Origin of the sequence: Blautia sp. MSJ-19, assembly GCF_018918125.1 — a bacterium.
Taxonomy (GTDB): domain Bacteria; phylum Bacillota; class Clostridia; order Lachnospirales; family Lachnospiraceae; genus Blautia_A.
The window spans coordinates 66,894-87,411 of record NZ_JAHLQA010000035.1 but is presented as its reverse complement, the minus strand read 5'-3'; the positions used below and the strand labels follow the sequence as shown (position 1 = coordinate 87,411).

Here is a 20,518-nt window from a genome sequence, read left to right as displayed (position 1 = left end):
TAGGCTCAGGCGTTTGTTCTGGGAAAAATCTGGATATTTAAATTTCGCTGGCAACCACGGTGTCATCATTTTCACCACGAAACTCAAGTGGACTTTTGCCGGTATGCTTCTTAAAAATACGGCTGAAATACCCCTGATCATGATAACCGCACATTTCACTAATCTGCCGGATAGAAAGCGTAGGTTCATGAATCAGCAGTTTTTGTGCCTGATCCATCCTCAGGTTGAGCAAATATTTTGTGGGTGTACAGTCATAGGCCTGACAGAAAATCTTGGTCAGATAACTCGGACTGTAATTCATGTTATCCGCGATCAGATTCAGATTAATATCATCTCCATAATTTTTTACAATAAAATCCTTCAGGATGGAAGCAATTTGAGATGGTGTTTTTGCAGCGGTTCCAGCGTTGAATACCGATTCATAGTCTTTTTGGGCAATCTGAAAGTCGCGTTTGATTTTCTGGAGTGCTTCCTGAAGTTCATCCAGATCGACGGGCTTCAGAAGGTAATCGGATACTTTCAGAGTGATTGCTTTTTTAGCATATTCAAAGTCTGAAAATCCACTGGTAATGATAAATCTGATAAAAGGAAACTGACTTCTGACTCTGGTGAGCAGAGCGATTCCATCCATGACCGGCATCCGGATATCTGTAATGATCAGATCCGGATGAAGTTTTTCAACCAGTGAAAGTGCCTGGTCACCTGTCTGGGCAGTTCCTACAACCTGGAAGTCCGGATCCGCTTTTCCGACTTTTTGAACCAGATTATTTAACAGCAGTTCCTCGTCCTCCGCAACGATTACTGTATAATTCATGATTATTCCTCTTTCTTAAATGGCTTATTGCTGAATTGCTTCTTTTTCCGCTGATATGTATCGTCCTATGGAAACGATTCCGTGTCCATCTTCGGTGTTTCCATATTCAAAAATAATATTTCCTTTACAGAAGATTTTCCACCTTAAGTAAACATTTATGGTTCCAAGTCCATTGATTCTGAGTTCCGGAAGTCCTGGATTCTGATCAGCCTTGGCGAGATTTTGTGCAATTTTTTCACAGGCTTCTTCTGAAAATCCCGGACCGGTGTCGCTGACGGAGATCTTCCAGCTGTTATCCGTGAGGACACTGCGTATGGTGATCGTCCATGGCGGCGCACAGTCTGAGCCGTATTTGATCGCATTTTCGACGAGCGGCTGGATCAGCAGCTTGGGAACTTCTTCTGAGAGGAGATTTTCATCCACATCTATGCTGTAATTCAGACTGGACTGGTATCGTACTTTCATACAGTAAAGATATTTTTTTACATAATCCAGTTCGTCAGCGAGAGTTACAGTCGTACTGCTTGTATCTGTAATATAACGCATGATCAGAGACAGATTCCGGCACATTTTTGCAACTGTGTCATTATCACCGTTTTCCGCAAGAACCATGATACTTGACAGAGAGTTGTAATAAAAATGTGGATTGATCTGTGTCTGAAGAGCCATATTTCGGGCTCTTATTTCCTGCTCTTTTGCCTCTGTAACTTCCTGCATTGAAATTTTAAGGTTTTCACTCATAAGCTGAAATGCCTGGTAAAGTTCTTCAAGCTCGTTGACAGAAACCGGATAGGAAGTGACTTTTTCCTGACCCAGAGTATCCAACTCCATTCTCTGGATGATATGTTTCAGGTGTTTGACCGGTTTTACGACGGAACGGGAAAGCCGGTAAGAGACAAGAACAGAAGCCAGAAGAAAAGCTGCAACAACTGCCAGAAGAATCTGGAGCATTTTGTAAACAGGCTCGAGGATAAAGGACTCTGGCTGGATCGTGAGATAAGCATATCCGGTATAGCTGGAATCTGTTCGCGTAGCGTACTCTGTCTGACCGTTCAAAGGACTGGTCAGTTTGGTGGAAGGTTCGGAAGCATCTGTGAGTGTAAAGTATGGCCTGATCTCAGCTGCATCTTCCTCTGAGATATCATAGGGATAGATCAGATCCCCCGCCTGATTAAATACATAGACATTCGCAGCTGTAGTTCTGTTTTGTTTCTTATAAGAAATAATGCTTTTAAAAACAGATTTGCACTGCTTGACCGTTTCAACTACGCCGACTTTTCGACGATACTGATTGGTAAAGGAACGATAGTCGGAAATCATCCATTGAGCATATTTGGCTGATTTGGAATATTCATATGTAGGATAAGGCTTTGTAAGTACTTTTCTGCCGTCTGCATCAAGCGCCTGCTGCAGCCAGTCTGAACGAGACTCATCGGCTTTTTTGACTATGGTAGAAAGCCCTGCCTGGAGGACATACCCGGAAAAATCATACAGATTTACCTGATCTGCTTTTAATTCTGTTCCGCTGAGAGAAATAAAAAGATCAGACATGTCAGAAAGCATATTATCAGAAATGTTAAGATCGAATTTCTGGTCGAGAATACTTTTGGATATATTACTGTAGTTGATATTTACGGATACGGTATCCAGGTCCATAATGGAGGAATCTACCTGAGCTTTAAAACTGGAGTTCAGTGTATTCATGGCGCTGAGCTGGCTGTCTTTCAAACGGGCTGATACAAAAAGATAGAAAAAGCTTGCAAAAGCAAAAAGAATAAGGCTTGCCATACCGAGGTAAGCAATAAAAAGTTTTGACTGAAGGCTTCTGGTTTTCGTATCTGAGCTCCTCCTGTGTAGTTCTAATCTGTAAATAACATATCAAAGTATATCATGTTTGTGAAAAAAGTACAAACGTAAAAAGACTATATAGTAAGACGTTGACAAAAAAGAACCATCATTCATGTGTAAAATGCATAAAATATGTGAAAAAAGTATAGAAAACAGTGAAAAAAGTACAAATACAAGGTAAAAATATCCATGGATAAAAAAACGTCTTACTGATAAACTATATTTAACAAATGCGGAACACATGAAATTATAAGGAGGGTTTTTTCATGAAAAGAAAGAAATTATGGGCGGTAACTTGTGCAGCGGCTATGCTCGCATCTATGACAGCAGGTCTGAGTGTGAATGTTTATGCGGATGACAACACCAAAGACTTTGCAGGAGAAGAATTAAGTATTCTGGTTTCCACAGGCTGGATGGATAACCGTTATGATGAAACACTGGAACGTTTTGAGGATACTTATGATGTAACTGTTGATCTTCAGACAATCCCGGCAGATCAGTATTCTGATCTTCTTCAGTCAAAACTGGCAACAGATTCCTGTGCAGATGTTTTCTGGATTCAGTCCAATCCGTTTGCAATTGAATCTACCATCGTTGATCCGGAGAAATACTGTATCGACTTTACAGGAGCTGAGTGGGAAAGTCTGATGCCGGAAACAAGAAAAGCATCCTGTACATACAATGATAAATTATACGGACTTCAGGTATGGAATAACTCCCCTGAATATGTAATGGTTTATAACAAAACTCTGTTTGAAGAAAACGGCTGGGAAGTTCCAACTACCTATGCGGAGCTGAAAGATCTCTGCGCTGAGATCGCAGATACAGGAATCACACCATGGTTTATGCCAGGAGCTGACGGATGGCAGCATCAGCTTGCATTCTTCCAGATCGGTGGAGTTTATGAAGAAGCAACACCAGGACTGTATGATGCACTGAATACAAATCAGGCTACATTTGCTGATAACGAAAAAATGCTTGAAGTACTGAATGAATTCAAAGAGCTTTCTGATGCAGGATACTTCGGAGAAGACTGGATCGGAACAGACAGCACAAACATGTCAAACGAATATGGTGACAGAACATGTGCAATGGCAATGGCAAACTCCAGTTTCATCAAACAGATCAAAGAAGATACTGGTACAGAAGATGAATTCGGAATGTTCCTGATTCCACTTGGTGACAATACATGGTATCCGACAAGCCCGGCTGGCCCGACAATGTTCGGATACAAAGGAACAGAACATGAAGACCTTGTAAGAGAATTCTTCAACTTTGTAACAACAACAGAAAGCCTTCAGGAAATCCTTGACAACTCACCGGCTTACACAAACCTTGATGTAACAGACGAAAATCTTGAACAGCACTGGCTGCCGGAAGAGGAAGAATTCCTTGCTACAGTTGACAAAGACAAAATGAACGTATCTGTTCTTCAGAATGGCACAAAATATACAAACGACTACTGGATGCAGTTCGGACAGGATATGATCGCATTCTGCCAGGGTGAAATGGAAGCAAACGATGTTCTTGCAAATATGGATACCAACCGTGCAGAAGCTGCAAAGACTGTCGGAGATGCAAACTGGGAATAAAATCCAGATAAGAAACGCTGTAAAATAAGGGTAATTCTTCAGTGCGAGGGAGTAAAATCCTTCGCACTGTTTGGTAGAAGACAGAAATTCTGAAGACTGCCCTATAGACTAATCTGCTTGCTGAAAGAACAGGAGGTAACTTCAGTGAATAAGAAAAAAATATATCCCTGGTGGTTTGTAATCGTACCACTGGCACTGTATGTAATCTTTTTCCTTCTGCCGAGTGCAATGGGCGTTGGTTATTCCTTTACTGACTGGAATTCCAGAAGCGTCCTGAATGGTACACATTTTGTGGGACTGCAGAACTTCAAAGAGATTTTTACATCAAATAAAGGCTACTTAAGTGGAATCGGAAATACACTGAAATTTACGATTATTTCCAACATTGTAAAACTGATTCCGGCACTTATGATCGCGATCATGCTTCAGGAAGGTTTACGTGGAAAAGGACTTTACAGAACTTTACTGTATTTGCCATCTATCCTTCCATTTGTAATCATTGGTCTGATCTTTAAATCCATCCTGAATTACAATACAGGACTTCTGAATACTATTCTGGATGCACTGCATCTCGGAATCCTGAAACAGAAATGGCTCTCTGATCTGGGAGTTGTATGGAAATCAATTTATGGCGTGGATGCATGGAGAGGTATCGGTTATGTCATGACGATTTTCCTGGCAGGTCTGAATACCATTCCGAAATCTTATTATGAAGCAGCACAGATTGACGGTGCAAACTTCTGGCAGCGACTTCGCTATGTAACACTCCCGATGTTGACAGGCTCTATTATGATCAACCTGGTGTTTGGTATTACATATGGTTTGAAAGTATTCGATATCGTTTATGTTCTCACAAACGGTGGTCCTGGACATGCAACAGAGGTTCTTACAACTTATGCATTCCAGCTCTACTCCAGAGGACAGTATGGAATGTCTTCGGCATTAAATACGATTCTTCTGATTATCACTGCGGTTATTGGCGTATTGATTGTTAAGACGATGAGTAAACAGGAGGTGCAGCAGTAATGAAAAAGAATGTTCAGACAATACTGAAACATGTCGTATGTATTCTTCTGTGCCTGACCGTTGTCCTTCCATTTTATATGGTACTAATCAACTCCTTTAAGAACAAAGGTGAGGCAGCACGAATGAGCCTTGCACTTCCGACAGAATGGGTATTCTCAAACTATGCGGAAGTTATCAAGAAAGGTAATCTGATCCAGGGATTTGCAAACAGTTTGATCTATGCACTGGTAGCTACCACTCTTGGCGTTACGCTTTGTGCAATGGCAGCATTTGTTATGTGCCGTAACAGAACGAAATTAAATACATTCCTGTATTACTTTGTCCTCTGCGGACTGTTTTTCCCGGTCAACTATGTAACTCTGGTACGAGTTCTGACAGCACTTCATCTGAACGATACCCGTGTTGGTATTGTACTGGTGTTTACAAGTGCGATGATACCGTTCTGTGTATTTACAATCCGGAACTTTGTTATCTCGATTCCGGTAGAGCTGGATGAGGCAGCGGTCATTGACGGAGCCGGTCCTTTGAGTCTGTTCTTCAAGATCATCATGCCGCTTCTGAAACCTACCATGGTAACCTGCTTTATCCTGCAGTTTATGACAGTATGGAGTGATTTCCTTACACCTCTGTATCTGTCCAGCAAGGGTAAACTCTTCCCGATGACGATGGCTGTATATCAGTTCTTCGGAAAGAACAAGAGCTACTGGAACTACATTTTTGCAGATATCGTACTTACCTGTATTCCGGTAATCATTGTTTATATGATCGGACAGAAGTACATCGTTGGCGGAATGACATCCGGTGCGGTAAAAGAATAAAGATTTTGTACAAACACATATTCATAAAAAGAAATGTCGATGGACGCAATGTCTGTCGGCATTTCTTTTTTATGTCTTATATCAAAAAAATGACATCCTTTTATAACAGAGTCAGTTGGTGTATAATAAAAATATTGACAGGAGGGTATTTAATATGGAAGAAATTACGGTAAAATCAAAACTGAACGAGATAGAAAGTCTTAAGGAATACAGAGGTCTGTTGCTGTACAGATCAGAAGTAAACGGGAAACCTTCTGAGGCATATTCCCTGGAGGGACTGCAGCAGGGAATTTCTGCATGGAACGCAGAAAGCGCTCTGGCAGGGCTGAAAAGACTGCAGGAATTATCTGCGAAACAGCAGGTGCTTTACTCGGTATATACCGATGAAGAATGCCAGGATGACGAGCAGAAAAAGAATGTAAAAGTTATGCATTTTCCACCGGAAGAAGATAAGAAAGCTCCGTTTCTGTTCGTAATAGCAGGTGGTGCATACTGCAGTGTATGCTCAGCAGTGGAATCCATTCCGACAGCTGTTCATTTCAATAAACTGGGATATCATGTATTTATATTGAACTACCGTGTAGGAACCAATAAAGTACTGCCGAAGCCTCTGGACGATCTGGCAGCAGCATACAAATTTGTTGTAAGTCGAAAGGAAGAATTCGGACTTGTAACAGAAGAATATGGTGTATGTGGATTTTCAGCCGGTTCAAATCTGACAAACCTCTGGGGAACAAAGGAAAAAGGTTATGCACATTACGGACTGCCAAAACCGAAGGTATTGTTCCCGATTTATACGTTTGTATCTGTTCCGGGTCCAAGTCTGGAAAGTGAAAGACCAATCTGGAACATTATGTGTGGGAAAGACGCATCTCAGGAAGAGATTGAAAAGTACAAAGTTTCCAACATGATTGATGCAGATTATCCCCCATGTTTTATTGTTCACTGTAAGGATGACTCAACAGTGCCGTATCAGAACTCTGTTTATTTGTATGAGCGATTAAAAGAATACGGAATTAAGACCCAGCTGAAACTGGGTGAAAAAGGTGAACATGGTTTTGGAGATGGCCGTGGCAGTGATGTGGAAGGCTGGCCGGAAGAAGCGATTCAGTTCCTGGAATCACTGTAAATAGCGAGAAAAGACAGCATATCCAGCGGGATTGTCTGATTAGAATTTATAAAGCCTGTTGTATGATCAGTTAACGTAATCATGCAACAGGCTTTTGATCTGTAAAGAGATATTTTCGGGGAAAGTTCCTTCGGCTGTGTGGGGAACTTTGAGCCAGAAATCGAGATTTTTGTATCGGCTGGAATTACGTGATTTTTTCTGTTGCTGCTCTTTTGCAATGCGGATCTTTACCTGTGCCCTGTGCTGTTCAAAAAGAGGAATGACGATGTAGTACAGGCGGTCGTCATGGAAAGAAAGATAACCGGCGTTCTGGCTGTCGGATGATTTCAGGTACAGGCGATGTCTGGTGATGGCAGCAGGATAAAGCGTAGCGCCGGCAGGCAGGGCAGGTGCCTGTAAAGATAACTCCAGCATTGCAGGAATCTGATAAATACTGCAGGTTTCTTTGACAGATGGCTTTACCAGAAGTTTCAGAGTCTCAGAGGCATCAATAAACTGCTGGGCAAGGAGATAGACCAGTTTTGCCTGAATATCTGCACGACGGGAGGGATTTGGAGTATATCCGGATTCCTGCTCAGCCTGATCGAGGAGTTTTTTGCTGCATTCCATGATACTTTTCAGGAAAAGCGGAAAGTCTTCTTCTGGTTGCCAGAGAAATTTGCCGGTGTCGAGTACGATGCTTCCGATAATGCTGCAGTCATAATCTTCTACATAATGGTAGATGTTACGTTCCGTGTAGGCTGTGGGGTTAAGTGGAGCATTCCAGCGTTTTTTCTTCGGTGGAGTGGAAGAAGCACTTCTGGTGCGGGTGGAGCTGGAAGCATTTGAGGTTTCTCTGGAATAAGAGGATTTCCTGGAAAAATCGGTGTTTTTGGAGAAGGCAGATTTTGCCTGTGTATTGCATGCCTTGCATAGAAATGCATACGCTTCGTTGATTTCCTGCGCAGTGTAGTCATATTTTATTGTATGAAAAGCATCTGTATCTGGATGCACCTGATGCATCAGTTGGCGGTAGACTTTCTTGATTTCTGTCATATCCGTGTTGATGGCGATGCCAAGAATCTGGCAGGCTTTTATTCTGGTCATAAGCATTCTCCTCTGATAGAATAAGGTTATCATAGCATGAAAGAAACTATCGTTCCAGAGAGAAAAGATTTAGAAGGAGAGAAAATAAATGTCTAAAATAAAGATTGCAGCAATACAGATGCCGACAGTGACTGACAAAATGGAAAATGTAAGAACAGTTGGAACATATCTCGAAAAAATAAAAGATGAAAAACCAGATTTTGTAATTCTTCCGGAAATGTTCTGTTGTCCATATCAGACACCAAACTTCCCAGTTTATGCGGAAGAAGAAGGCGGCCCGGTATGGCAGCAGTTATCTGTATACGCAAAACAGTATGGAATCTATCTGATCGGAGGATCCATGCCGGAAAAAGATACAGAAGGAAATGTTTATAATGCATCCTATGTTTTTGACCGTGAAGGAAAACAGATCGGGAAACACAGAAAAGCACATTTATTTGATATTGATGTCAAAGGTGGCCAGACATTCAAAGAATCAGATACGTTAACTGCGGGAGATAGTGATACGGTATTTGATACAGAATTTGGAAAAATGGGAGTCATGATCTGTTTTGACATTCGTTTTCCGGAATTATCCCGCATGATGGTAAATGATGGTGCGAAAGTGATTTTTGTTCCGGCGGCATTCAATATGACAACCGGTCCTGCACACTGGGAACTGTCTTTTAGGACCAGGGCGTTGGACAATCAGATTTATATGGTTGGATGTGCTCCGGCACGTGATGTGGCGGCAGGCTATATTTCATGGGGACATTCTATTGTTACAGATCCATGGGGTAGCGTTATAAATATGTTGGATGAAAAAGAAGGAATTCTTCTGGCAGAACTAGATATGGACTATGAAGAGCAGGTAAGAGAAGAATTACCATTATTGAAGAGCAGACGTAAGGATATGTATCAGTTAGAAAAGGTTTGCAAGTAAACAGCATGATAAAAAGGGTCAGGGGAATTTTTTTTAAAAAATTTTCTCTGACCCCATTTTTTATCCCAAAGTGTCCGAATTATATAGTGTCGGAGGAAATAAAGAGCAATATAAAACAAACCGACAGACAACTGAAGCGAGATATCGAATATGCAAAATGCATAACATGAAAGGAGATTTTTATTATGATGAACAAAAGAATTTTACTTGCAGGAATGGCAGCAGCACTTTCAATTTCAGCAGCAGGAGTACCTGCTTATGCAGCTACAACACAGCAGAACCAGAGTACAATAGAGCAGAACGGAGAGAAACCATCTGATGATCAGAAACCGGCAGATGGACAGCTTGGAAGAAAATCTGATGAAGAGGCTATGAAAGAAGGCAACCCGACACCAGATCTTCCAGATGGTGTGACTACTGATGATTTCGATGCTCCAATGGAAAGACCGGATGGTGACGATACTCAGACACCGCCGGAGAAACCAGATGGGGATGAGACACAGCGACCGGCAGGAGATGACACTCAGACCCCACCGGAAAAACCGTCAGATAACGATGACGGCAAGGGACCTCAGGGCGGACAGCAGGGCGAACTTGGAAAGAAATCCGACGAAGATGCTATGAAGGAAGGCAATGAAAAACCAGATCTTCCACAGGGAGTAACCGTTGACGGATCTGACAACGTAGCATAAAATTATTTCAGTAATATACACAGGGCTCCGTTTTCGGACGGAGCCATTAATCGGGAGTACATATGTTTATACTGGCAGCATTCAACGATGCTTTTTCTCCGGTAAAAAAAGCACAGCAGGATGAAAAGTATCTTAATCAGTTCATATTGGAAAATAAAAGATTTATCAAAAGCAGCGCGTCCCGTGCAACAGGCCGTTTTGTCACAGAGAGCGATGATGAGTGGTCGGTAGCCCTGATCGCTTTTCATGAGGCAGTACGCTCTTATGATGACACAAAGGGAAGTTTCAAATCCTTTGCAGCGCTGGTGATTAAAAGAAGACTGACTGATTACATGATTTCACAATCGAGGCATCAGTCTGAGATCAGTCTGGAGCCTGAAACGATGGATGGAAATGTAGAAGATGAAACGGCATCTCCACTTGAACTCGAGGTGCGCTCAAAGTCAGCTGAGATTTCTGAAGTACAGGAAAGTACTGCGATAAAGGATGAAATCGAGGCAGTCCAGCAGCTTCTTGCAAGATATGGATTTTCCTTTTTTGATCTGACAGAATGCTCGCCAAAAGCAGAAAAAACCAGGAGTGTCTGCGCAAGAGCCGTAGCCACCCTGTTAAAAAATCCTGAGCTTTTTCAGAAAATGCGTGACAGCAGGAGCCTTCCGATGAAAGAGCTTCTGAAAATTTCAGGGCTGTCAAGAAAAGTTGTGGAGAGGCACAGGAGATATATTATTGCAGCAGCAGAAATCATGAATGGAGAGTATCCGTTGCTGAAAGATTACATGGAGTACATAAGAGAGGCATTGGAATAAGATTATGAAAGCAGTTGTACTTGAAATCAGAAAAAATGAAGCGGCAGTTCTCTGCGAAGACGGACAGATTGTAAAGATCCGTCGGAATGGCCTTGCGGTTGGTGATTCTATTGACATTTCGGATGCAGAAATCTGTCCGGATAAAAAAGTAGTATTTTACAAAAAGCTCAGACAGTATGGAAGTGTGGCAGCTGCCGCAGCCCTCCTTCTGGGCTTTGGTGGAAGCCATGTTTATAATACTGCAATTGCCTGCTCCTATGTATCTCTGGATATTAATCCGTCAATTGAATACACTTTAAACAGGCAGGATTGTGTATTGGATGTAACTGCAGTAAATAAAGATGCCGAAGAAATTGTAGAACAGCTTAAAGAGCAGGGGATAAAAAAAGAACCTCTCGCAGACGCAATCTCCATGACCGCAGAGATCCTTCAGGAGAATGGTTATATTATAGAGGATGAGACGGATTATATATTGATCAATGTAGCTTCCGACAGTGATAAGAAAAGCGAATCACTGAAAAAAGAAGCACAGGGTGTGTTTGACAAAATGAATATAGATAATGAAGAAAATATACATCTTACCATGACAGATTCAACTGTTTCAGAGCGAAAAGAAGCCAGAGAACTCGGCATTTCTGCAGGAGAGTACAAAGAAATCAAGGCGATTGGTGATGAAGATGTTTCAAAATATAAAGATATGAAAGTAAAAGAGCTTCTGGAAACTTCCGGAGAACTGCCGAGTTCTTCCGCGGATTCAAAACAGGCAGAAACTTCCGAGAAAGAACCGAAATCCAACTCTGACAGCAAGTCAGAGAAAAAGGATGAAAATTCCCGTCAAAGCAACAGCAGCAAAGCAGATACAAACGATGATCAGAAGAGCAGCCGACAGGAATCACAGCAGAACGATCAGAGCAGTACGAACAATAATACAGAAGCAGGCCAGAATTCCAGAGCAAAACAAACTACAGAAAACCAGTCTTCCCAGAATATAGATCAGAACAATATAAACCAAAACGACACAGGGGATGATACAGGAAACAACGCAGGACAGACTCGAACAGAACAATCGAAGACAGACAACAATACAGGGAATTTCGGACAATTGTCCGGTAATTCCCATGTGGAGGATGCACAGAATTCTGTACCGCAGCAAAATCAGGATAATGGCGGTGCAGGTGTAAGCCGGCAGGAACCAGATATTTTAGAATAAGAGTCAGGCAAAAATCAATGTGCAGAAAAGTGTCAGGGAAATTTTTAATAGAATTTCTCTGACACTTTTTTGGTTAGCGAAGAATTTCTTCAATAGTGGAAACTGTGCTGAAAGTTCCTTTGTTTTTTGAAATGATTTTTTTGATCTGCTGTAGTTCAAAGTAATTCACATAACAGATCAGTGTCTTGTTGTCTCCGGCGATGACACCGGAGGAGTTGATGATGGTACATGTCTTATTCAGGTCTTCTTTTATTTCTCGTATGATCTCATCAGGATCCTTAGTGATAATTGTTACCTGCTTGATGGCTTCATAGTGATCGGTAAAGTGATCAATGATGGCTGTAGCAATGATATATACAAGAAGACTCAGCATTGCTGCATCCCGGTTGACCAGTACAAATACAGCAACATATACACAGATATTGAATCCAACCAGCAGATAAGAAATACTGTAATCTTTTCCGGTACGGTTATAGATATGTTTTACAATGATATTGGCAAAAATTTCCGAACCATCAATACAGCCACCATTACGCAGGATAAGTGAAAGTCCGATTCCCAGGATCATTCCGCCGAATGCGACAGCCAGAAAATGTTCTGTATTAAGTTCAAACGGGATTTTTTCAAAATAGGCAAGACCAAGAGTATATACGATAAAACCGATAAAAGTTTTGGCGAAAAAATGTTTTCCAAGCAGAAAAATGCCGGCAGCAAGAAATGGGAGAAAGACGATGAGAACGCAGAGCGACAGATTATAACCGGTAAGTCTGCTTATGATGATTGCGATTCCGGCAGTTCCATAATCAATTGCATCATTGGGAAGTAAAATGCAGGCAACCGAGAAACTGGCAATAAGTGCACCTGCCATGATTGCAAGATACGAGAATAATTCTTTGAATTTCTTGTTCAATAGTCACCATCTCCTGAGCTGTTTTTATTTTGTAATAGTAACAGAAAGCATTAAAAATGTCTATTGACTCAGAATATAAAAAGAGAAGAAATTTTCTTCATTTGTTGACATATTTTTTTATAGATGATACAATACAGTTCTTTGATGAAACAAAATGTAACATATATGAACTAAACTATAACTATCCAACATAACCACGCTGACAAGATCAGAGAAGGACAGGCTATGAACAAAAAAGAAAATCATTCTGCAAAAAGTGAAATAGAGCAGGCATTTCTCCGCCTTATGACACAGAAATCCTACCTGGATATCACAGTAACAGATATCGTACAGGAGGCGAAAGTTGCGAGGGTTTCTTTTTACAGAAATTTCGCGTCCATTTCGGAAGTACTGGACAGCATCGCAGATGCGACTGCAGAGAAACTGAATATTGAATTTCTGCCGCTGCTTGATACGACAGATGAGCGCAAGCTGCGAGAATATCTGTTTAATTATTTTTATCAGATCTCTTTGAATTATAAGGAGATGTGGGCAATCCGGGGACTTAATATGGATCTTTTTACGAAACGTCTCGGAGAGAAGATCCATGAAAGACGTAAAGCAGTAGAATCCGCAGATCCGGATATGCCTGAGAAATATGGATGGGTCGTAAAGCTCTGCGTGCTGGATGGCGTATCCAGACGCTGGATCATGGATGAAATGAAAGAAACACCAGAAGAGATGATCGATTATGTAATGCCAATCATCAAAGTATTATAGGAATACAGGTTAAAAAACAGAATACGGGGGAAAAATATTATGAAGAAAACAGGAATCATGACAGACAGCCACAGTGGGATTTTGAGCGAGGAAGCGCAGAGGCTTGGAATTAAAGTACTTTCGATGCCATTTTATATCGGAGAGAAGCTGCATCGTGAAGGCGTAGATCTTTCCAGGGATGAATTTTATGACATGCTCCGAAAGGGTGTGGATGTGTCTACATCCCAGCCGTCACCGGCAGAAGTCATAGTTATGTGGAAAGAAATGCTTAAAGAATATGAAGAAATTGTCTACATTCCACTCAGCAGTGCATTAAGTGGTTCCTGCATGGCAGCAGAAGCAATGGCAAACGAAGACGAATTTACCGGCAAAGTATTTGTTGTAGACAATGGTCGTGTGGCGACACCGATGCATCGTTCCGTCCTTGATGCAGTGGAAATGGCAGAAAAAGGATACAGTGCAGCCGAGATCAAGAAGATTCTCGAGGAGACCAGAGAAAAGATGACGATCTATATCGGGCTCAGCACTCTGGAATACCTCAAAAAAGGTGGAAGAGTCAGCTCCATGACAGCATTGGCAGCAGATGTCCTGAACATCAAACCTGTCATGCACTTCAGCACAGGCACACTGGACACTTACCAGAAATGCCGCGGCATGAAGAAGTCTCGCAAAGTCATGATCGATGCAATGAAACATGAACTGGAAACCAATTTCCGTGAAGAATACGCTGCCGGTAAAGTATATCTGATGGCGGCCTCAAGCAGCACTGATGAAGTGACTGAAGAATGGGTAAATCAGATCAAAGAAAGCTTCCCGGGAATGGAAGTCATGTGTGATAAACTGTCTTTTGGTTTGTCCTGCCACATTGGTCCGGATGGACTTGGTATCGGATGCACCTGTAAGCCGGTATAAAAATCAATTCAGATAAGACAATACAGCAAAAAAGATGCCGGCAAGGAAGGTGGCCAGGCATCTTTTTTTAACTATGATTTGGTGTATGTTCAGTATAGTACAGGGATGGGAGAAAAAATATATCATCTCTGCCGTCATATATCGTGATTCTGCCATTTTTGGCGATACTCCGATGGTGTGCAGTTCATAGCTTCCCGAAAAATCTTACCGAAGTGGCTGCTGTTGCCAAGACCACAGGTATGGCTGATGACAGTAATGGAATCTTTGCTTTCAATCAGCATCTGACATGCCATTTGCAGGCGGTAGTTGCGGACATATTCCATAGGGCTTGTATGCAGACAGTCGTGGAAGAGACGGAAACATTCACGTTCACTCATGAGAGCATTTGAAGAAAGCTGCTGTACGGTGATCTTTTCGGAAAAATGTTCATGTACATAGGTCATTAATTCCTTTAAACGACTACTGTCCAGTATCTCATTTTCGGATTTTTCAAGCAGAGGAAGAGCTTCTCTGTAAATACCAAGCCAGATTTCCGACAAAGCAGATCTGAGTCTGAGTTCATAGCCCAGATCCTGCTCAGATATGAGGAAGGAATCACGGAGCAGATTCAGCAGTTGTGTATGCCGGTGATTATCTGGTGATAAAACAAGCAGTTCAATCCGGGATGCAGTGATGACAGGTGTAATATATTTTTGCTCGATCCGACTTCCATGTCTGCCACCGATAAGGGAAGTATCAAAGATGTGCAGTGTACTTCTGACTGTGCCGGATGTGGAAAGGGCTCTGGTCATATGGAGTACATTAGAATTTACGATTCCACCACTGCCTTCGGGGATGACTGTTCTGCCACTTGAAGTATAGTATTCTATGGAGCCTTTTTCCATATAAAACAATTCGACTGCTTTGTGCCAGTGCCACGGGGCAGAACGGTCGGGATATTTATCCAGTTCGGAGCAGGAGCAGATATATGGAAACTCCTGTGAAAAACCAGGAAGCAGTTCCTCGCGACTTCCCGGCTGAAAGATAACAGCGTCTATTTTTTTCATGGTTTGTATATTCCCTTAGAAATTTTTGGCTGAAGATTCAGAGTTCTTCCCACACAGGCAGTGCCAGATTGTTTTCCAGAGCATGTTTGATCGCTTTGTAATGAGCTACTTTATGATGAACATGTGCAGAGTCCTTCTGAAGCTGCCTGAGTTTTTCATCTACTTGTTTTTCCTGATCTTCCAGAAGATGAATGATGTCATCAATGTGTTGGGCTTCGTCCGTCTCATATTCAAAAAATTTCCGAAGCTGTGGAATTGTCATACCGGTACGCTTAAAACAGTTAATGCAGTTGAGGCGTTCAATATGTTCTTCCGTGTAGATTCGCTGACCGGAAGAAGATTTTTCCACACAGGGAAGTAATCCCTCGCTTTCATAATAACGGAGTGTGGATGCCGGAAGGGAAAAAAGTTCAGATATTTCACGAATGCTATAAGTTCTCATGTAAAAACCTCCTTGACTTCAAGTATACTTGAAGTGCTATTCTTTTGTAAAGACAAATCGTAACTGTAAGGATACTGAACAGTTACGATAAATCATCTTCAGGAGGGATTAAAATGGAAAAATCGACGGTTTATTTTACAGATTTTCGTTGTCCAGTGGGAACAAGCCAGCTTGATAAGTTAAAAAAACTCTGTATTGTGGCTGGTATCAAAGATATTGATATGGATGGAAAATTTGTAGCGATCAAAATGCATTTTGGTGAGCTGGGAAACATGGCTTTTCTTCGCCCGAATTATGCAAAAGTGGTTGCTGATCTGTGCAAAGAGCAGGGTGGTATGCCGTTCCTGACAGACTGTAATACATTGTATCCGGGAAGCAGAAAAAATGCACTGGAACATTTGGATTGTGCAAATCTGAATGGATTCAACACGATCACAACGGGCTGTCAGATCATTATTGGAGATGGACTGCGTGGAACAGATGAAGTGGAGGTTCCGGTCGTAAATGGAGAGTATTGTAAGACAGCGTTGATCGGTCATGCAATTATGGATGCAGATATCTTTATCAGTCTGAGCCATTTCAAAGGCCATGAGGCAACCGGATTTGGCGGGGCACTTAAGAATATTGGTATGGGCTGTGGAAGCCGTGCAGGAAAAATGCAGCAGCATGCAAGTGGAAAACCGGCAATTAATGAAGAGGTCTGTCGTGGCTGCCGCCGCTGTGCAAAAGAATGTGGAAGTGATGCGATTACTTATGTAAACAAAAAAGCCATAATTGACTATGATAAATGCAAAGGTTGCGGACGCTGCATCGGAGCCTGCAGTTTTGATGCTGTATATAATCCGAATGACAGTGCCAATGAGCTTCTTGATCGAAAAATGGCAGAATATGCACAGGCAGTCTGTCATGGCCGGCCACATTTTCATATTGCACTGGTTCAGGATATCAGTCCGAACTGTGATTGTCATGGAGAAAACGATGCGCCGATTCTCCCGGATATCGGAATGTTCGCAAGCTTTGACCCGGTTGCACTGGATCAGGCATGTGCAGATGCCTGTCTGAAGGCAACACCGATCGAGAACAGTCAGCTTGGAGAACATCTGGCAGAACCTGGCTGGCATTGTCATCATGATCATTTCAAAGATTCCAATCCAAATATTGAATGGAAAGCAACTCTGGATCAGGCAGAGAAGATCGGACTTGGAACCAGAGAATATGAATTAAAGAGAATTAAATAACAGACGTACAGAGTTTGTATAAAATCATGATGCAGGTCCATAAAGAACAGGATCTGCATCTTTTTATGTGTGGATTGTGGCATACCATACATTGATATATCATTTGCCTAAGCTGCGAAACCATGGTATTATTATAAGAAGCTGAAATGGAAGAGCAATGGGGAAATTTGAGCGAAAATATATGGATGGGGAAAGGTAGATTTTATGGAACAGCATCATCATGAGAGAAGTACGTTTTCCGGTAAGCTGGGATTCGTACTGTCGGCTGCCGGTGCATCGGTTGGCCTCGGAAACATCTGGAGGTTTCCGTATCTTGCCGCCAAATACGGCGGCGGAATCTTTCTGCTGATCTATATTATCCTGGCACTTACGTTTGGATATTCTATGATCATGGCAGAGACAGCTCTTGGACGTATGACGAAGAAAAGTCCGGTAGGAGCATTTGGTAAATTTGGCAAATCAAAATGGTTATCTTTAGGCGGATGGATCAATGCGATCATTCCAATTCTGATAGTACCATATTATTCGGTAATTGGCGGATGGGTAATCAAATATCTGGTTGAATATGTAAAAGGAAACAGCCAGAAACTGGCAACAGACGGGTACTTCTCAGAGTTTATCTCAAATGGAGTTTCGACAGAAGTCTGTTTCCTGGTATTTGCATTATTTACAATAGGAATCATTTATGCCGGAGTTCGAAATGGTGTAGAACGTGTATCAAAATTTATGATGCCGATGCTGGTATTTTTATCTGTACTGATCACAATTTATTCTGTGACCAGACCGGGAGCACTGGAAGGTGTGAAATATTTCCTGATTCCGAACTTTGAGAATTTCTCCTGGATGACAGTAGTATCAGCCATGGGACAGATGTTTTATTCATTATCGATTGCAATGGGTATTCTGGTGACATTTGGTTCGTATATGAAAAAAGATGTCTCTATTGAAGGTTCTACAACAAATGTTGAGATCTTTGACACTGCAATCGCAATTATGGCAGGTCTGATGATCATTCCGGCAGTTTTTGCATTCTCAGGTGGAGATCCGGATACACTGCAGGCTGGTCCGGCATTGATGTTTATCACAATCCCAAAAGTTTTTGCAAGTATGGGACTTGGAACACCGGTAGGAATTCTGTTCTTTGTGCTGGTGCTCTGTGCGGCACTGACAAGCTCCATCGCACTGACAGAGAGTGCGGTATCCACATTCCAGGATGAACTGAGATGGTGCAGACAGAAATCTACACTGGTTGTAGGCGCAATTATGATCGTTCTGGGAAGTCTTTCTTCATTGGGGTATGGACCGCTTGGGTTTGTAAAGATCATTGGAATGCAGTTTCTTGATTTCTTTGATTTCCTGACGAACTCTGTAATGATGCCGATTGCGGCACTTGCAACCTGCCTTCTGGTATCCAGAGTGATCGGTGTGAAAAAAATTGAAGAGGAAGTGATGCTTGAGGGTGGATCTTTTAAGAGAAAAAAAGTCTTCAATTTTATGATTAAATACCTCTGTCCGATCTTTGCAGTTATCATCCTGCTCAGTTCTGTGGCAAATGCATTTGGATGGATTTCCATGTAAGAGGATAAATAGTAAAACCGCAGTATCCTGTATGTATAGAAATGATGTACAGGAACTGCGGTTTTTTATGTACTTAGAAGGTCAATGCAGGTTTTACGTTGAATCACATTTTGGGCTGGTAGCGCATATCGGATACATTGTAAACAGTGATAAATGCGAGAGGATCTTCTTTGTTGATGAAGTTCATCAATTTCTGATACTCTGTTTTATCTACGATCGTGATGAGCTCATTTCGTTTTTGCATGTTGTAAGCCCCGTAGGCTTCATAAACAGTAGCTCCGCTGTGCAGTTCATGGATAATGAAATTTCGAAGCTCTTCTTCTTTTTTTGTAATGATACATACACGCCTTTTGATGTTGTGGTCAAAGATAAAATGGTCGAGCACAATACCATTGAAATAGGTTCCAAGAATACTTAAAACAACGGTCTTTTTGTCATAAACCAGTGCCGCAGAAAGTGCTACGCACATACCGGAAAGTGACATTGCTTTTCCAAGTTCCATATGCAGGTATTTGTTCATGATCTTTGCAACAATATCCAGTCCGCCAGAAGATGCATTTCGGTTAAAAAGGATACTCAGCCCGACACTGACAACCAGAATGTAGCAAAGTACATCCAGTTCCTGGCTGCTGGTCATGGAGCTGAAATCAGGAAAAATTTTTTCAAACAGCCCAAGAAAGACCGGAAGCATGATGCTGGTGTAAACAGTTTTTACTCCGAATTCTCTGCCACAGGTAAAGAATCCAATGATCAGAAGTACGACGTTCAGAATCATGGTAATTGCGGACAGTGGCAATGGAACAAAGTTGGACAGCACGATACCGAGACCGGAGATACTGCTGACCGAAGTATGGCTTGGTACGAGGAAAAAGTATACTGCGGCAGCGATAATTGCAACGGCAACGGTCAGGATTACTGTTTCCATAAAGATTTTTGCATAATTCAATTGTGTTTTCATAGAAGAAAATCCTTTTCTGTATTTGGATTATTTAGAAATACCTGACTCAGGCTTCCGGATTTGGGAGATTTACCATGATCGGTTCATGTCCGAGAGCCGGAATGATCTTTTCCCTAAGGTCTTCTGTCGTGAACTTGAGACTTGAAGTATTGATGCATGGATGGCATCCAAAATAAGGATCCTTCATGACATCCTCATCGATCAGCAGCTGCACTTTCTTTTCATGGTCGTTCATCAGCCCCATGACACTGACAGATCCCGGAGTAATATCCAGATATTTTTCCATGTATTCTGGTTTGGCAAAGGATAATCTGGCAGAGTTGATCTGTGCAGAAAGATCTTTGGTCTTGAATGGTTTATCGCCAGGCATCAGAAGCAGGTAAAAGTTTGTTTCCTGGCGGTTGCAAAGGAACAGGTTCTTGCAGATTGCGGTGTCATCACCGAGTGTCCGGTCAATCTCTTCACAGGCTTCCATCGTCATAGCTGCTTCGTGATCTACACGCTGATAAGCTACGCCCAGTTTATCGAGCAGATCATAGACACGAATTTCTTTATCAAGTCTCCCTGAGGTATTTTCAGGTCTTCCATTCTGTAATTCCATTGTTACGACTCCTTTTCTTATTTCATATCTGTGAGTGTACCCCTTTCGTATAGTTGTTGTCAATAAAATGTGGTTTTGTGATAATTTTTTGAAAAAGGGTCTTTACAAACCACAAAAAACCATATATAATG

At 41.8% G+C, this 20,518-nt stretch carries 20 protein-coding genes; 12 read left to right on the top strand and 8 right to left on the bottom strand.

All coding sequences use genetic code 11. The features are described from left to right. Positions 1-37: 37 nt before the first annotated feature. On the bottom strand, positions 38-814 hold the full coding sequence (locus tag KQI91_RS12630) for a response regulator transcription factor (RefSeq protein WP_216393137.1): 777 nt from the start codon (positions 812-814) through the stop codon (positions 38-40). Between the two features lie 24 nt (positions 815-838). Further along, positions 839-2,602 carry a sensor histidine kinase gene (locus KQI91_RS12625; RefSeq protein WP_216393136.1) on the bottom strand — a complete coding sequence of 588 codons (1,764 nt, stop codon included), beginning with the start codon at positions 2,600-2,602 and terminating at the stop codon, positions 839-841. Positions 2,603-2,928: 326 nt separating this feature from the next. Between KQI91_RS12625 and KQI91_RS12620 the strand changes: the two genes are divergently transcribed. From KQI91_RS12620 to KQI91_RS12605, 4 genes are all read left to right on the top strand, one after another. Next, the gene (locus KQI91_RS12620; RefSeq protein ID WP_216393135.1) at positions 2,929-4,254 is read left to right on the top strand and encodes an ABC transporter substrate-binding protein; all 1,326 of its coding nucleotides are present in this window, start codon (positions 2,929-2,931) and stop codon (positions 4,252-4,254) included. Positions 4,255-4,398: 144 nt separating this feature from the next. Next, positions 4,399-5,280 (top strand): carbohydrate ABC transporter permease, encoded by an 882-nt coding sequence (locus KQI91_RS12615; RefSeq protein ID WP_330654568.1) that lies wholly within the window; start codon positions 4,399-4,401, stop codon positions 5,278-5,280. Next, positions 5,280-6,098, top strand: a complete 819-nt coding sequence (locus KQI91_RS12610) for a carbohydrate ABC transporter permease (RefSeq protein ID WP_216393134.1) — start codon at positions 5,280-5,282, stop codon at positions 6,096-6,098. The genes KQI91_RS12615 and KQI91_RS12610 overlap by 1 nt, the downstream gene beginning before the upstream one ends. Positions 6,099-6,252: 154 nt before the next feature. After that, complete coding sequence (locus KQI91_RS12605) at positions 6,253-7,227, top strand: alpha/beta hydrolase (protein ID WP_216393133.1); 975 nt, start codon at positions 6,253-6,255, stop codon at positions 7,225-7,227. A 66-nt stretch (positions 7,228-7,293) separates the two neighbouring features. Here the strand turns inward: KQI91_RS12605 and KQI91_RS12600 are convergent, their stop codons facing one another. Next, positions 7,294-8,313, bottom strand: a complete 1,020-nt coding sequence (locus KQI91_RS12600; RefSeq protein WP_216393132.1) for a J domain-containing protein — start codon at positions 8,311-8,313, stop codon at positions 7,294-7,296. Positions 8,314-8,401: 88 nt separating this feature from the next. On the opposite strand from KQI91_RS12600, the gene KQI91_RS12595 reads away from it, so the two are divergent. The 4 genes from KQI91_RS12595 (at position 8,402) to KQI91_RS12580 (ending at position 11,943) form a co-directional block, all read left to right on the top strand. After that, positions 8,402-9,235 carry a carbon-nitrogen hydrolase family protein gene (locus KQI91_RS12595; RefSeq protein ID WP_216393131.1) on the top strand — a complete coding sequence of 278 codons (834 nt, stop codon included), beginning with the start codon at positions 8,402-8,404 and terminating at the stop codon, positions 9,233-9,235. Between the two features lie 185 nt (positions 9,236-9,420). Continuing rightward, positions 9,421-9,927 (top strand): hypothetical protein, encoded by a 507-nt coding sequence (locus tag KQI91_RS12590; RefSeq protein ID WP_216393130.1) that lies wholly within the window; start codon positions 9,421-9,423, stop codon positions 9,925-9,927. 62 nt (positions 9,928-9,989) lie between these two features. Further along, a complete protein-coding gene (locus KQI91_RS12585; RefSeq protein ID WP_216393129.1) occupies positions 9,990-10,733 on the top strand; it encodes a sigma factor in 744 nt (247 codons plus the stop codon). A gap of 4 nt (positions 10,734-10,737) precedes the next feature. Then, a complete protein-coding gene (locus KQI91_RS12580) occupies positions 10,738-11,943 on the top strand; it encodes an anti-sigma-I factor RsgI family protein (RefSeq protein WP_216393128.1) in 1,206 nt (401 codons plus the stop codon). A 73-nt stretch (positions 11,944-12,016) separates the two neighbouring features. On the opposite strand, the gene KQI91_RS12575 is transcribed toward KQI91_RS12580, so the two are convergent. Next, the gene (locus tag KQI91_RS12575; RefSeq protein WP_253288584.1) at positions 12,017-12,853 is read right to left on the bottom strand and encodes a YitT family protein; all 837 of its coding nucleotides are present in this window, start codon (positions 12,851-12,853) and stop codon (positions 12,017-12,019) included. A gap of 225 nt (positions 12,854-13,078) precedes the next feature. Here KQI91_RS12575 and KQI91_RS12570 point away from each other — a divergent pair, with 225 nt between their 5' ends. After that, positions 13,079-13,612, top strand: a complete 534-nt coding sequence (locus KQI91_RS12570; RefSeq protein ID WP_216393127.1) for a TetR/AcrR family transcriptional regulator — start codon at positions 13,079-13,081, stop codon at positions 13,610-13,612. Positions 13,613-13,651: 39 nt separating this feature from the next. Then, entirely contained in the window at positions 13,652-14,524 is an 873-nt protein-coding gene (locus tag KQI91_RS12565) for a DegV family protein (protein WP_216393126.1), read from the top strand. A gap of 134 nt (positions 14,525-14,658) precedes the next feature. Here KQI91_RS12565 and KQI91_RS12560 read toward each other — a convergent pair whose 3' ends face one another. Together KQI91_RS12560 and KQI91_RS12555 are read right to left on the bottom strand one after the other, a co-directional pair. Next, positions 14,659-15,570, bottom strand: coding sequence for an AraC family transcriptional regulator (locus tag KQI91_RS12560; protein ID WP_216393125.1), 912 nt, complete (start codon positions 15,568-15,570; stop codon positions 14,659-14,661). Between the two features lie 37 nt (positions 15,571-15,607). Then, positions 15,608-16,012, bottom strand: a complete 405-nt coding sequence (locus KQI91_RS12555; protein WP_216393124.1) for a MerR family transcriptional regulator — start codon at positions 16,010-16,012, stop codon at positions 15,608-15,610. A 113-nt stretch (positions 16,013-16,125) separates the two neighbouring features. Between KQI91_RS12555 and KQI91_RS12550 the strand changes: the two genes are divergently transcribed. Together KQI91_RS12550 and KQI91_RS12545 are read left to right on the top strand one after the other, a co-directional pair. After that, the gene (locus KQI91_RS12550) at positions 16,126-17,250 is read left to right on the top strand and encodes a DUF362 domain-containing protein (protein WP_216393123.1); all 1,125 of its coding nucleotides are present in this window, start codon (positions 16,126-16,128) and stop codon (positions 17,248-17,250) included. A gap of 204 nt (positions 17,251-17,454) precedes the next feature. Next, positions 17,455-18,828: a sodium-dependent transporter gene (locus tag KQI91_RS12545; RefSeq protein ID WP_216393122.1), complete on the top strand. Its 1,374-nt coding sequence runs from the start codon at positions 17,455-17,457 to the stop codon at positions 18,826-18,828. Positions 18,829-18,931: 103 nt separating this feature from the next. On the opposite strand, the gene KQI91_RS12540 is transcribed toward KQI91_RS12545, so the two are convergent. Both KQI91_RS12540 and KQI91_RS12535 read right to left on the bottom strand, forming a co-directional pair. Next, positions 18,932-19,786, bottom strand: a complete 855-nt coding sequence (locus tag KQI91_RS12540; RefSeq protein WP_216393121.1) for a YitT family protein — start codon at positions 19,784-19,786, stop codon at positions 18,932-18,934. A gap of 46 nt (positions 19,787-19,832) precedes the next feature. Next, positions 19,833-20,387, bottom strand: coding sequence for a prolyl-tRNA synthetase associated domain-containing protein (locus tag KQI91_RS12535; RefSeq protein ID WP_216393120.1), 555 nt, complete (start codon positions 20,385-20,387; stop codon positions 19,833-19,835). Positions 20,388-20,518: the final 131 nt, after the last annotated feature.